This is a genomic window from Pantoea sp. X-Soil-YNGN-785, assembly GCF_059730585.1.
On the sequence record NZ_AP035943.1, the window covers coordinates 194,520 to 208,510 of the forward strand.

Sequence of the window (13,991 nt, forward strand, 5' to 3'; positions counted from 1 at the left end):
ATTCTAAAAGTTTTTTATAAACACTTCCCGCTACGGCGGGTTTTTTATGCCGGTAAATTGAGGTTCCCATGGATGTTCAGGCTTACCGCGTAGCCGTGCGGCTGGCGCTGGATGACCAGATTACACGCAACCTGCTGCAGGTGAGTCATGATGCGATTGAGCTTAATAAGAAGTTCGTCACCATCACCCGGAACATTAAAGCACTGACGAGTGCGGCCCGTGAGGCAACCTCCGCACTGCGGGCCCTGAATCGCTCCCTCAATAATGAGTTCTCAGGTGCGTCCCGCGGGGCGCGTGAATATGCCGGTGCCATCCGTGAGATAGCTGACCAGACGCAGCGCATCAACCGTGCCTCCCGGCATGCGCCACTGGCGGCGGGAAGCTTTGGTGCCGCCATGATGCTGCCCGTTCTGGCCGCGGGTGCCGCAGCTGCAGGCGGCAGCGGTGGATATGGCAACCGTGGCGGAAGACCTGCACTGCCTCCGCCTTCAGGACAGGGTGGCTGGTGGCATGGCTGGCATAACGGTGTGCCCCCGGGCGGCTGGGGCGGCGGCGGTTCTGGCCACGGTGGCGGCAATGGCCGGCCACCTGGCGGAGGCTCCTTTTCAGACGGTATGACCAATCTGGCCACCGGCTATCTGGGTTTCAGAATGCTGAAAGGCTTTGTTGATGAGGCGGCCCGCTACCAGACCATGACGGAGAAGTTCAGGCAGTTCGGCATGGGTCAGGCGGCAACAGAGGGAGCACTGCGTTTCGCCGAAACCACGCGGGTTCGTGGTTCCTCGGCCACTGACATGCTGAAATATCTGGTGGAAGCGCAGGGTGTCTTCAGCGAATCCGGCAGAAAGTCCGTGGAGGAGCAGCTGCGCGCGGCAAAACTGGCAGCACCGGTGCTGGCGCGAATCAACTTCGCCTCACGCGGGCTGGATGAGCATCAGCGAGAGGCCACCACGGCGAAGCAGATGGACATGCTGCGCTTCACCGAGACGGCGGGCGGTCTGAAAAGCCCGGAGCGCTTTAATGAACTGATGGACGCAGCGTTTCGCGCCATTCAGTCTTCAGGCGGCAATGTCGATTTCACGCAGTACCGCCAGTTCATGGCTAAAGCGGGGACCTCGGCCTTTAACCTGAGCAATAAAGCCCTGTTTGCTGAGCTGGAGCCGATTATCGGTGAACTGAAGGGCAGTGCTGCAGGTGATGCGCTGATGACGGCCTATAACCGTTTAAACGGGATTATAAAGCTGCCCAATCAGGTCACGCATGACCTGATGACGATGGGCATCTGGGATGCCAGTAAGATTGAACTTAACAGCCTGGGCGGGGTGAAGCGTTTCCGGGGCAATCCGCTTATCAACGCGCAGCTCTTCAGCCAGTCGCCTGTCGAATACTATGAAAACGTCATCCTGCCACTCTATCGCAGGCACCATTACACCGAAGAACAGAAGCAGCGTGAGAACGCCCTGATATTCGGGCGGACCGGCGGCAAGATGTTCAGTCTCATCGACAAACAGCTTGAGACCATCCACCACCGTATCGACGCATACGGCATTGCGCGCGGGCTGAATGATGCTTATGTCGCGGTCGGCAGCACCTATAACGGCAAAGCGATCGACTTTCACAAGAAATGGCAGAACCTGCAGCGGGTGATGGGGAAAGATGGCGGCCTGCTGGACACGTTCACGCAGGGGCTGGACACGCTCACGCACTCTCTTCAGCAGATGGCAGATATCGCACACCGGCATCCTGAGATGGCGAAGTTTGCGGGGCAGGCGGCAATGGCCGTAACCGGGCTTGCAGGCATCAGTGGCGGGCTCTGGGTAATTAAACATGCGGCAGGGGCACTGCTGACACCGCTGAAGCTGGCAGGCTGGGGCATTGACCTGCTGACTGGCAGAAGTGCTACCACGGGCCTGACCGGCCTCACCGCCGCGCTTAACGGGCTGCCGGGCATTATATCTGCTGTAACGCTGGCCGCACTGTACCCTGGCAGCACGGTCTCGCAGAGCCGTGAAATGGCCGAGCGTGACAGGCTGGCCCGGCAGAATGCGCGGGATAACGGAGTCATTTACAAGCCATGGATGCCTTCTCAGGCTGACTTCGACCGGCAACACGCTCGGGAGCAGACGTATCGTAAAACCGGACAGTATCCGCCCATACCGCCAGTGACCGGCGGCCAGGCACTGCAGCCCGTTAACCTTCTCATGACGCATGAAGGGCGCCAGGTCCTGGTGGCCACCGTCATGAGCGGTATCAGTAAACAGGCCGCCAGAGCGCCTGCGTCCACCAGTAACTTTGATCCGACCATGCTGATGGTGTATCCCGGTCAGGCTGGCAGCCTCTCACTGCCCTGACGGCATACTGATTCGTTCATTTAATGCGGCTGGCAGCACTGTCTGCCCGATCTGCAACAGATGCTCTCAGGACGGCCGGTTTTCAGGATTCTGAATGTCGCGCCGGGCATGCTTACTTCCTCATTCTCAGCCTTAGCAGCTGCCATAAAGTCATCCGGGAGTATGGGATATGCTCGAAGATTATTTTTTAATGCTGATGCTCATGGGCACAGGGCAGGCATCATCAGAGGTACCCCCAGCGCTGGTCAGAGCCAGCGTGGAAACTGTAAAGCCTCAGCGTTCGCCACAGACAGAGGTGCTGATTCACAATAAACTGCTGAACGACCCGCTGTCGCCCAGAGTGGGTGCAGCGTATCCGGAACTGACGGTAGTAAGTTTCACTAACTATGACTGTCTGGAATGCAAAGAGGTTGACGGTAATCTGGAAAAACTGCTGAAGGCTTATCCCCGTATCGCCGTCACCTACAAGCTGCTTTCATGGGGCCCGGAATCATCTACTGCTGTCACGCGCCGGGCACTTTCGGTCTGGATTGAGCAGCCCGAAAAATTCCATGCGTTTCATCATGCGCTGATGTCATACAGGGGCATGGCTGACGATGTGCGTATCTATTCAGCTTACAGAGCCGCCGGTATGAAACTGAGCATGTACCGGCCTGATACCCAGCACATCATCGATGTGAACAAACAGTTTCTGAAAGTACTGCACCTGCCAGGCACACCGGCAACCATTATCGGGGATAAAACATTGCAGGGCCCGGTGAGTTATGAGGCCCTGGAAGACGCTGTCAGAATTGCCCTGAACGATATCAGGAACGAGAAACATCTCACCGTCCTGAAAGAGCACAAAATCAGAACACAGTAACCACCAAAGTAAGCACGTCATTTAGCTGCTAAATGGATGTCCGGGGATATCTTCCCCATGAGCCATGCCCTTGCAGAGCACACAGCTGAGCCTGCAGATTACTCCCCTTACTTTCAGTGGCCCCTCAGACAGGCACACCCGGTATGTCATTTCTTAATTCACTGTCACAGTTCGCACAGGGTATCGATCCGACTGTAACCCGTCTGATGCTGGGCGACTTCGAGTTTATGGAATTTGAAGTGCCTGAGCAGGTTGCCATTCATGGCAGGCAGAAGACCGTACAGCATCAGCTTATTGGGGGCAGGCGGGTCATTGATGTGCTGGGCACCGAATATGAGCCACTCACCTGGTCCGGCATCATCACAGGAGCTCAGGCAGGTGCACGCGTCAGTGCACTGGAGCGGATGCGTGATGCCGGGCACCCGGTACTGCTGACGCTTGATGATTACCGTTTCACGGTGGTCATCACGGCTTTCAGAGCGGTCTATAAGCTGATCTGGCGTCGCCCGTACTCCATTGAAGTCGCAGTCGTCCGTAATGAGGGTTCGCCAGAGAAAGTGGATGCTCTTACCGGCGCACTGCGGGAACTGATTGACAGTGACCTGGGCCGGGCACTGGGTCTGGCTGATCTGATTAATATTGATGCCGTAACGCAGACCGTTAAAGACCTGCATCAGGCTGTTAAGCAGGTCACCGACTTTGCACATGCCACGGTCGCGCAGGTACAGGCCGTTGTCAGGCTGATGATTGCTGCCCGGAATATCATTCACCATGAGCTGGCGCTGCTTGAAGCTGCAGCGCGTGACATCACCTCACTGGGCGGACTGGTACCCGGCAACCCCGTCTCCAGAACCGTCAGTAATCTGCTCCTTCAGTCAGACCACGTGACCCGCATTCCTGCTCTCTACCGCATTCAGGACGTGCTGGGAAGACTGCATAAAAACGTCAGGGCAGGGCAGTCTGCCGCTGGAATAAAGGCTGTTACGCTGTCGGGCGGCAACCTTTACCAGGTGGCATCAGAGCAGTATGGAGACGCCTCTTTATGGACCAGCGTCGCTGATGCCAATGACCTGGCCGATCCGCAGCTGAGCGGCATTCACACGCTGAAGATACCCGCCAGCCCGAGGCAATAGCGATGGACGTTTATCATCCCATAACAGCATCCAGTGCCCGGCACGTCAGCGGGCGCTGTCTTTTAAACGGCATCAGTGTGCCATTTGTATCCTTCAGCATTGAGAGCAATGCGTTTCGCGGCGCGGGCACGTTTGAGCTGACGCTGGCGATTTCAGCGCTGCCGCCCGCCATGCAGCTGCTCAGCTGGTGGGCGGTGCAGACCACCATCAGGGTTGAGCTGTTTATCTCAAGCGTGACCCCGGCAGGCATTGATGAAAAAAAACACATTACCGGCAATATCGATACCTGGCATTACGAACCGGCGCGATTTGAAATCACAGCAGAGGGGCGCGATTACACCGCAAGGCTGATTGATGCGAAAACAGCGGGCGAGAGCTTTAAAAACCTCACCAGTTCACAGATAGCCTCCGCACTTGCGCAGCGTCATGGCCTGACACCGGTTGTGAAAGCGACGACACAGCGTGTTGGCGAATATTACCAGATTGATTTAACACATCTGACCGGCGAGCAGAGTGAATGGGACCTCATTACCGGGCTCGCAGCGATTGAAAACTTTTCAGTTTATGTGGAGGGTGAAAACCTTCACTTCGAACCGGGGCGGGCACCTGCCAGTGATGGACACTATATTATCCGCTGGCAGCCGCCTGGTGAGCAGGGGTATCCGCGGTGCAATGTCTCTGATGACCTGTCATTTTCACGTGCACTGACCATTTCAAAAGGGGTAACGGTGGAAGTCCTGAGCTGGAATGCAAAGCTGAAGAACAGGCAGTTTATCGCAAGTTATCCAGGGCCGGCCTACGGAGCCCGACCGGGCAAAGCCATAGCCGAAAATCAGGTCTATCGCGTGATACGAAACGGATTAACCCCCGCCGCTGCTTTTGAGCTGGCCCGGTCGATCTACAGCCAGATCGTTCAGCATGAAATGACGTTCAGCGGTTCTGTACCGGGCGACAATCTGCTCATGCCTGATACATACATACGTATTGAAGGCACCAAAAGCCCGTTTGACCAGGTTTATCACTGTGATCGGGTACGGCGTACGCTGAGCTGGGAAACAGGCTACAGAATGCATATCTCCGGCAAAAACCACAGCCCGGCACTGGACATCGGACGGTGAGAGCGCTGCTGAATGTCATGGCGGCCACAGCCCGCCAGTCCGCTGCAGGTGTAAGCGGGACCCGTCAGGGCATCATCACCGCCTACGACCCGGTCAGTTATGCAGTGAAAGTTCAGCTTCAGCCGACCGGTGAGGAAACCGGCTGGATACCGCTCAGTACGCCGTGGGCGGGTAATGGCTGGGGGCTGGCAGCAGGGCCGGTGATCGGCGCAGTAGCGGAAGTGGGATTTGATTCCGGTCTGCCGGGCGCAGGGATGGCAGAAGGACAGTTCTATAACGATACGGATCGCTGTCCGGGACCACCGTCCGGTGAGTTCTGGCTGGTACATCGGAGCGGGTCGCTGCTGAAGTTTCTTAACAGCGGGGAAGTTCTGCTGAGTGCGAAGGATAAACTCACCTATGACGCACCGGCACACCACTTTACCGGCGGTGATGTCCGGATGGACGGCAATCTGACGGTCATTAAAGACATCCGCGACAACAATGGGCTGTATGGCACTGTTCACCGCATCCGCACTGTTTATGGCGGCCATACACATCTCGAAAAAGGAAAGGGCAATTTTACCGCCCCACCGCAACAGAAAATGTCTGCCACTCTGCAGGAATAAATCATGCACGACCTCTATCACTTCACAGGTGGAGACCTCGACTCCTCTTCAGCAGGCGATTTGCGCACGGCTTCCGGCAGTGACCGCGCAAAGCAGCGCATCCTGCGGCGGCTGCTGACCAATCCTGGCGACTATATTTTTCATCCGGAATACGGTGCCGGACTCGGAAAAAAAATCGGCGAAACCGCAGAGCCCGGCGAGTGGAGGGCACTCATCATCGGCCAGATGTTACTGGAAAAGGCCGTGGCATCCGACCCCCCTCCGGTTGTGAAACTGATATCCATTGAAGGCGGTATCAGTATTTCAGTGTCTTACACGGATGCCATGACCGGTTCTCCGGAATCTCTCACTTTCGATATCACAAGGTAAGTCATGGCACGCCTCAATATTAAATCCTTCACCGAGCTTGTGGGTGAACAGGTCACAGCGATACAGGCCCGGGCACTGAAGCTGGTGGATTTCTCCATTGGCAGCATTCTTCGGTCGCTGGCGGAGTCGAATGCGGGTGTGGCCATGTGGATCCAGCAGCTGATTGTAAAGCTGCTGGTGACGACCCGCGCCGCAACATGTTCCGGTGAAGATCTCGACAGCTGGATGGCGGACTTCAGCTTTCCGCGCCTTTCTGCCGTGCAGGCTACCGGACTGGTAACGTTCGGACGCTTTACGGCAACCCATCAGGCCCTGATCCCTGCAGGCGCGAAGGTAACTTCAGCAGACGGAACCCGCCATTACTCTGTCACTGAAGACCGCAGAATCAAGGCCTGGGACGCCTCCCGGTCAGGTTATGTGCTTGCCGCAGGCGCACGCTCCCTTGCTGTACCGGTACTGGCAGATACCGGCGGTGCAGCGGGTAATGTGCAGCCCTGCACCATCACGGTTATCTCAGGTTCGATTATGTATGTCGATACGGTTACCAACACAGATGCGTTTGTTAACGGTAAAGATGCAGAAAGTGATGACAGTTACCGGGTGAGATTTGCGCTCTGGATAGCCTCACTGTCAAAAGCTACCCGAGCGGCTGTCGGGTTTGCCATCAGCAATCTGCAGAATGGTGTCAGTTATACCCTGACGGAAAATAGTGCCTGGGACGGTACGCCTCAGCCCGGCTATTTCTATGCTGTTGTCGATGACGGAAGCGGCCAGCCACCGGCAGCGTTCCTTAACAGGGCTTCCATCGTAATTGATGCCGTGAGGGGGTTTACTGTTAATTTCAGCGTTTTCCCGCCTGAGGTTATCAGAGCGGATATTATTCTTGCGATTACGACCGACGTTTCGGCAAGTCACGCCGAGCGGATCACCGAGGTCAGAACGGCGCTTATACAGTATGTTGCGGGACTGAAACTCGGCGAACTGCTGTCCTACACTCAGCTGATAAAAGCGGCTTATGGCGCAAGCCCACTGGTGACGAATGTTTCTTCTCTGACGCTGAATGGCGGGACTGCGGACATGGCTGCCACCTCCAGGCAGGTCATTCGTCCCGGTACCGTACAGGTGATCTGAATGGCCAGAGGCGATCGGAACGACTTCTATGTCCGCTTACAGGCACTTCTTCCTGCAGGCTGGTTTGCGGACAGCAGCCCTGTCCTGCACGGCGCGCTTTCGGCCTGTGCAGTATCGCTGTCCTGGTGTTATTCACTTTTTCTTTATGCCCGGACACAGACGCGACTTTCCACCGCCACCGGTGGCTGGCTTGACCTCGCAGCATTCGATTTCTTCCGTCACAGACTTCAGCGCCCTGCGGAGATGTCTGATGACAACTTCCGTAATCACATCAGAGTCAGTCTGTTCAGTGAGCGGGGAACGCGCAGGGCAATCACAGATTTACTTCAGGCACTGACCGGAAACGAGCCTGATGTATTTGAACCCCTCCGGCCTGCCGATACCGGCGCATACGGACACCCCTCAGCAGGCTATGGTACCGCAGGAGGCTATGGCTCGCGCAGACTGCCTTATCAGGCATTCGTCAGAGTCAGACGTCCCGGGGGGGAGGGCATTCCGTGGGTGGCGGGCTATGGCAGTTCTGTGGCGGGATACAGCGTCGCCTCACGCGGACAATATGTTTCACGAAGTATGGTTACAGGAAGTATTACCGATCAACAGATATATGCCGCTGTCGCGGCAGTGAAAATGGAAGGGACGCTCGTCTGGGTACAGCTGAAGTAATGTGAATTTCAGTCCAGCCACAGTCCGGGCATCACCAGGTGGCTATTTTACAGGAAGCTATATGGATCGTCAGATTGTATATCCGGGCGCGATTCCGCTCGAAACTGACCTGCTTAACACAAACAAATTTGCCATGATTGGTCTGGCTAAGCTTGCATCAGCCATGTTAGGTGAAAATACCTTACTACAGGGGCTCGCATGTAAACCGACTGCCCCGCCATCCATGAGTATTGAGGTCGGGGAAGGGCAGATCTATGCCCTGGAACCTGTTGATGGTTTACCCTATTCAACGCTGGCCGCCGATAACACCGCTACGATTCTCAAGCAGGGCCTGAACACCGCACCACGGTTATTCAGACTGGAAGCACCGGGCATGCCCGGTCAGAGCATCAATTATCTGATCCAGGTGGCTTATGGCGACAGGGATACGGGACCGGCTGTGCTGCCTTATTACAATGCAGCAAACCCCTCTGTAGCCTTCAGCGGACCGGATAATTCGGGTGCACCGCAGAGCACCGTCAGGTCCGGAATCTGCCAGTTAACTTTAAAAGCGGGTTTAGCCGCGAGAACAGGTGACCAGAAGACGCCTGCTGCCGATCCGGGATATACATCTACATGGGTTATAACCGTTGAATATGGCGCACTTTCAGTTGAGGAATCAGCGATTCACATTGCTGAAAGCGCACCATTTATCCCCGGAGAAGGCCTCATCAATGCGATCCGGCAGGGCGATTTAAGCACCGGCAAGGCTACATCGGAGAAAGACCATTATCACTTAGTCTGTCATCCGCCAGTGACAAAGCTGCATGATGGCATGCGACTGTTTTTTCGCACAACATCGACGAATACCGGGCCCTGTACGCTTCGTGTCAGCGACCTGCCGGCTTATCCTGTCCATGATAATGCTGCGAAGGAAATCAGTAAGGGCATGCTCAGCACCTGCCAGCAAATTGAAGTTGAATGGAATGCGTCTCTGACGGCATGGATCCTGCGTAATAATCTGCAGAATTTTGACTGGGATGAGTCTGATCGCCGTTATATCCCTGTCAGTGGTGGCGAGGTTAAAGGACCACTAAAAGTAGATGGCGTGCTGAGTACAGACATGCCACTCCGGATAGGTGAAGCAGAAGTCACGATCGAGGGTGACATTTCCGGCAAAACATGGGGGGGAAGTCTGTATTCGTGGCTGAATGCGCGGTCAGCATCGCTGAAAAAGGTTAAAGCTCCTTTAATCTGGAAAGACCCGGTGAGTAAACTCATTATTCAGGGAGGAGAACACAGGTCATCCGGAGGGAAAGTCGCTTTTCCCGCAACCTTTCCTGCAAACTGTTTTCTTGCATTAATCACACAATGCGACAAACAGGGTAAGAGCATAAAGAACCCACGTGTATCCGATATCGACATTAACGGATTTCAGTTACATGCAGGGCATGGAGAAACGGCTTTCTACTGGCTGGCAATAGGATACTGAATATGCAGACTGGTTACAGTGCAAAAGTGAATGCATTTTTTTTGCTGGATGATGAAGAGGCTTACAGGGCAGGTGGCAACTGGCAGGATGATATTATTCCCGTTACGGAAGACCTCTGGCGTCGGTTTGTCAGTCAGCCACCGGAAGGCAAAACACGAGGTGCAGGAAAAAACGGCATGCCTGAATGGGTTGATATTCCTGATCGGGAAAAAAGGGAGGCAGACCGGCGTTTTGCATTAAAGAGTGACCTGCTGGAAAAGGCGGTCGAAGAAATACGCATGCTGACAATTGTTCAGGACGTTTATGGACTGAGTAATGAGGAAAAAGGAAAACTCGCTGACTGGAAAAAATATTTAGCGGATGTCTACAGGATGGAAATAAACAGTAAGGATAAGGTTGACTGGCCCCGTGCGCCGGGCAAGGCATGAAATGGCCCACATCCTGTGGACCATAAAACAAAAACTCAGAAGCGATAACCAAAATCCATGAAAACGCTTTTGACCGGGTGTTTTTTATCATCAAAACTGGCGCGCGAGCCTTCATAGCCTGCAGTCAGCGCCAGATTATCAGCAGGATTAAGCGTAATACCGGTGCTGTATGCATACTGACTGGATGACTGACCGTGCGGGTTGTCAGAAGCAGAAACAGGCTTGACGCTTCGGGCAGGGAATTCGACTCTCGAATGAGAAATACCCCCAAGAGCAAATACGCTTAAATTCTCAGATAGCCGGTAGGTTGGCCCTGCCATTACGGAGTAATATTCAGCCTTGCTATCAAGGTTATGTTTTTTTCGGTAACTCTCTCTGCAGGTTTTATCAGCCTGTCTGCATGAGGAGAGTTCATCCTGCCAGCTATTCTTCATCGCGGTCAGCGACCCCATCACACCCCAGGGTTTCGCATTTTCATACTGAAACCTGAAGTTCCCGCCTCTGACATCTCCAAAATCTCTGATATGCCCCTGTTCATAACCTAAAGACATGGTCGGCCTTTCCTGTGACCCGTACGCCATCGTGGCGGAGCACGTAATCACAGCGATCACGAGACCTGATAATGATTTTCTGAACAACATCTGAACTCCTTTTAAACATGGGATGCTGATTTCGGCATGCATACCCGTTGAGGGAGACCCATTTATATCCAGAGTGAAGTTCAGAAAAGTGAAAATTAACCAATATTTTCAATACATTAAAAATGCTTTGCAGAAGGTATTTTATATAAATTTCACTTGAGAAAAGCGGGGTAATAGTAATAAATCATGAGTGATGAAAGCAGCGTGTCAGTTTGAAGTCGGCAATCCTTATTCGCGGGCATAATGACCTGATTCTGTATGGAGAAGCCGGGACCAGACAGCTCAGGGAGGTGTGCGCAATATAGTGATCAAGATTTGCAGTGGCGCATAATGGTTTTACATTCAGTTTTGAGCTCGATTCAGATAATTAGGTTTCAGAACAGGCGTGTAAGGCAGCATGCACGGTGGTGGGTGAGACCGTCTGGCAGTTAGTGGCCAGTAATAAAAACGTATCTCAGGAGGCAATTGCCGGAAAAGCTGTTGCTAGCCCAGAGTATTGTGATTATCTGACGACAAGTATTGCACTCTCATCATAGAGGCAGGCTTAAAAATAGACGCTGCGGGCAGATGCTCCAGTCCTGTAAGCTACCCATGTCCGCTTTGTGCCAAAAGCGGACGTTACAAATGCTAGGTTAGTTAGGACTGATTTCTAGACGTATATGACCCGCTTGGATTGGATACTTACTCCTTCATTGAAGGAAGTGCTATAACCGAATCATTAAATTGGGAGTATTACCACCAATTGCATCGGATTGTTATGAGTGAACACTATAATCGTTTTTTTCTGCTATTTCCCACGCGGAAGCAAACTCAGTTGGCGTTGGTGGAATGATATCAAACCAGTCAAAATTAAATACTTTTTCTCTCTGTTTATGTAAATCACCTGTCGTATCAAACCCATTTCCAGGTAATCCTGTCTCAGAATTTACAACCAATACACTTAATGGTGGTAATTTGTTTTGCGCACAAAAATGAAGTATATGGCCTAGTTGACGATCCATCGTACCTGCGCCTTTATAACCAAGAATATCAGCAATCTCTCCATATGTAGTTATCTTACGCTCATAAGAGAATCCGATAAGAATTTGCCATATTTGTAATGCTCTATTCTCAAGGGTGTTTTTTTCAGAAAAATATTGGACCATAGATTCCTCTTCAGAGTTACGATACACGTAACAGGGCATACTAAATAAGCGCAACGTTTTGGGTGCACTGCAGCTACATCGAGAGCATACTGCTTGCGTTGGTTCTTCCCTCAGTAAAATATCATGCTCAAGGTTGTAAGCCATCCCCCAATTTTCAGTAGCTCAGGGTTGTAGAGTGGAAATATCTGCCAAAGACAGTAATACGCACATAAGGGACAACCACACTTAAATCTCTAACATTTTAGGAGATTTGATTATGAACACGTCACCGTGGAACATAGACCGTATCATCGGCCAAAAAAGACCACTGCAGATATCTCATGTCTGGGGAATCCGTATCAGACTTGAGCTGGAAGGAAATGTACGCGATTTAGCTCTGTTTAACATGGCTCTGGACAGTAAACTTCGGGGCTGTGTCTGGTTAAGCTAAAAGTTTATGATGTGGCCTATGGGCACTCTGTTTCAGGCAGAGCGACTGTGGTGCAGCAAAAAACGGGCAGCCCTGTTTAGTTTGAACTGACGAAGGGAACCAGAGCGGTTTTATCCGCATGGATCAAAATGGCTCTTTTACGTAGTAGCGACTATCTTTTTCAGTCCCGCATTAGTTCTTCAAGACACATTTCAACCAGACTGACCTGCTCCCTGTTGATTCACACAGACTGCTGTTAGCAATGTCCGCTTTTTGCTCATAGCGGAAGTTGCCTGCCATTAGTCCGCTTTGTGCCAAAAAAGATGTTTCTAAAATCAGGCTGAACTCATGAATAGAAGAATGTTAAACATATTGCCATCTTCCAGGAGCATGGGGTGGCTAAGAAACAAACTGGCACCAGTTTACCTAATGCGCACAATTCACTAGCTCATCAGCTGAACTAAAGTTTTCATTGGTCCCGCCGATACATCTATGGTCTTCGCTGGTGATGCGCTAAGAGTCCGGAGGCATTTATGCTTTCAGGACCGAGTACAGGTTGTCATCGAAAGCGCCATGCCTTAACTCTAAAGGGAACTCATGAGATTAAAATACGCAGCACTTCTCCTCGCTATTGCCATTACTGGCTGTGATAACAAAAAAGACGTGATTGGCTGTTCGTCTGAAATAACCCAATCTGCCCTGATGGATTTACTCAAGAAATCCGCTTATGAGGACCTGTCTGAACAGGTCGACAAATACCCTGACGTCACGAGCCAGACCAAACGCAGCGCGCTTGATAAAATTAAACTGATCATTTCTGAGATCTCCACAACCTCCAGTGACACGGGCAGCACAATGAAAACCTGTGAAGGTACCGTGACCATGAGCCTGCCAGCTAAGGAATACGCCGAGCTTTCTGATGATTACAGGAAGAATTTTAACCGGAATCTCGACAAGCAAATGGAAAGCCTGTCACTGGAGAACAAGGCAAACGCCTTTTCGAAACGTATCGCGTACACCGCACAGGCGACCGACGATCAAAAGAACGTTTTTGTAAAAGCGCCCTTGGAAAATCCAATATCAGTAGGCGCAGCTTTAATGACATCGTTGTCAATCATCAATCCGATCGTTGAGCAGCAGAAAGTCCAGCAAGCTAAAGATACCCAGCAGCGTCAGGTTGAAGCACAGCAGCAGGCACAGTTAAGAGCTCAGCAAGAGGCGCAGTATGAAGCGGATCAACAAGCTCAGAGACAGGCACAGCTTCAGACGCAAGAAAAAGCTGAACATCAAGCGCAGCATCAGGCTCCGTCACAATCCTTGCAGCAACAAAATTCTGACAACCTTGATCAATCCCGGATGGCATTCGCGAATGCCGACTCTGATCTGAATACGGCCTGGAGCACGTTAACGCCGGCGAAGAAAAAAGAGTTACTGCCTTCTCAACGCCAGTGGATCAAAACCAAGGATGCCATGTGCGGTAAGGTTTCAATGCAGGGTATGGATGCTGAAGTTAAGAAAATGGTCGACTGCCAGACTCAGATGACTCTCTCAAGAATCATCTTCTTGAAAAACCAATAAAACACAGTGTAAGCAGGCTGGGAAGAAGACTACTATGAACATAAATTCATCAGCCCGTGTTCATAGCTATGTACAAAATAATCT

Annotated in this window: 13 protein-coding genes and 1 pseudogene; 12 read left to right on the forward strand and 2 right to left on the reverse strand. The window is 52.3% G+C overall.

All coding sequences use genetic code 11. From position 1 onward, the window contains the following. Positions 1-68: 68 nt before the first annotated feature. From AC6I8E_RS19560 to AC6I8E_RS19605, 10 genes are all read left to right on the forward strand, one after another. Positions 69-2,351 (forward strand): hypothetical protein, encoded by a 2,283-nt coding sequence (locus AC6I8E_RS19560; protein ID WP_497824872.1) that lies wholly within the window; start codon positions 69-71, stop codon positions 2,349-2,351. Positions 2,352-2,520: 169 nt separating this feature from the next. Then, complete coding sequence (locus AC6I8E_RS19565) at positions 2,521-3,213, forward strand: thioredoxin domain-containing protein (protein WP_497824873.1); 693 nt, start codon at positions 2,521-2,523, stop codon at positions 3,211-3,213. A gap of 143 nt (positions 3,214-3,356) precedes the next feature. Beyond that, on the forward strand, positions 3,357-4,346 hold the full coding sequence (locus AC6I8E_RS19570; protein ID WP_337021817.1) for a LysM peptidoglycan-binding domain-containing protein: 990 nt from the start codon (positions 3,357-3,359) through the stop codon (positions 4,344-4,346). A 77-nt stretch (positions 4,347-4,423) separates the two neighbouring features. Beyond that, positions 4,424-5,464, forward strand: a complete 1,041-nt coding sequence (locus tag AC6I8E_RS19575) for a phage late control D family protein (protein ID WP_497824874.1) — start codon at positions 4,424-4,426, stop codon at positions 5,462-5,464. Further along, the gene (locus AC6I8E_RS19580; RefSeq protein WP_337021815.1) at positions 5,461-6,072 is read left to right on the forward strand and encodes a phage baseplate assembly protein V; all 612 of its coding nucleotides are present in this window, start codon (positions 5,461-5,463) and stop codon (positions 6,070-6,072) included. The genes AC6I8E_RS19575 and AC6I8E_RS19580 overlap by 4 nt, the downstream gene beginning before the upstream one ends. A 3-nt stretch (positions 6,073-6,075) precedes the next feature. Next, positions 6,076-6,441: a phage tail protein gene (locus AC6I8E_RS19585; RefSeq protein WP_337021814.1), complete on the forward strand. Its 366-nt coding sequence runs from the start codon at positions 6,076-6,078 to the stop codon at positions 6,439-6,441. 3 nt (positions 6,442-6,444) lie between these two features. Beyond that, positions 6,445-7,572 carry a baseplate J/gp47 family protein gene (locus AC6I8E_RS19590; protein WP_497824875.1) on the forward strand — a complete coding sequence of 376 codons (1,128 nt, stop codon included), beginning with the start codon at positions 6,445-6,447 and terminating at the stop codon, positions 7,570-7,572. Beyond that, positions 7,573-8,235, forward strand: a complete 663-nt coding sequence (locus AC6I8E_RS19595) for a UCP028438 family phage-derived protein (protein ID WP_497824876.1) — start codon at positions 7,573-7,575, stop codon at positions 8,233-8,235. It abuts the gene before it with no gap. Positions 8,236-8,296: 61 nt separating this feature from the next. Next, positions 8,297-9,706, forward strand: coding sequence for a gp53-like domain-containing protein (locus AC6I8E_RS19600; protein WP_497824877.1), 1,410 nt, complete (start codon positions 8,297-8,299; stop codon positions 9,704-9,706). 2 nt (positions 9,707-9,708) lie between these two features. Continuing rightward, positions 9,709-10,134, forward strand: coding sequence for a tail fiber assembly protein (locus tag AC6I8E_RS19605; RefSeq protein WP_497824878.1), 426 nt, complete (start codon positions 9,709-9,711; stop codon positions 10,132-10,134). A 35-nt stretch (positions 10,135-10,169) separates the two neighbouring features. Here the strand turns inward: AC6I8E_RS19605 and AC6I8E_RS19610 are convergent, their stop codons facing one another. Beyond that, positions 10,170-10,817, reverse strand: coding sequence for an Ail/Lom family outer membrane beta-barrel protein (locus AC6I8E_RS19610; protein ID WP_140029417.1), 648 nt, complete (start codon positions 10,815-10,817; stop codon positions 10,170-10,172). 713 nt (positions 10,818-11,530) lie between these two features. Next, positions 11,531-11,920: an MGMT family protein gene (locus tag AC6I8E_RS19615; RefSeq protein WP_140029418.1), complete on the reverse strand. Its 390-nt coding sequence runs from the start codon at positions 11,918-11,920 to the stop codon at positions 11,531-11,533. A 256-nt stretch (positions 11,921-12,176) separates the two neighbouring features. Here AC6I8E_RS19615 and AC6I8E_RS19620 point away from each other — a divergent pair. After that, a pseudogene (locus AC6I8E_RS19620) lies at positions 12,177-12,550 on the forward strand (site-specific integrase); the annotation flags it as partial. Positions 12,551-12,926: 376 nt separating this feature from the next. Continuing rightward, entirely contained in the window at positions 12,927-13,907 is a 981-nt protein-coding gene (locus AC6I8E_RS19625) for a lysozyme inhibitor LprI family protein (protein ID WP_140029419.1), read from the forward strand. Positions 13,908-13,991 lie beyond the last annotated feature (84 nt).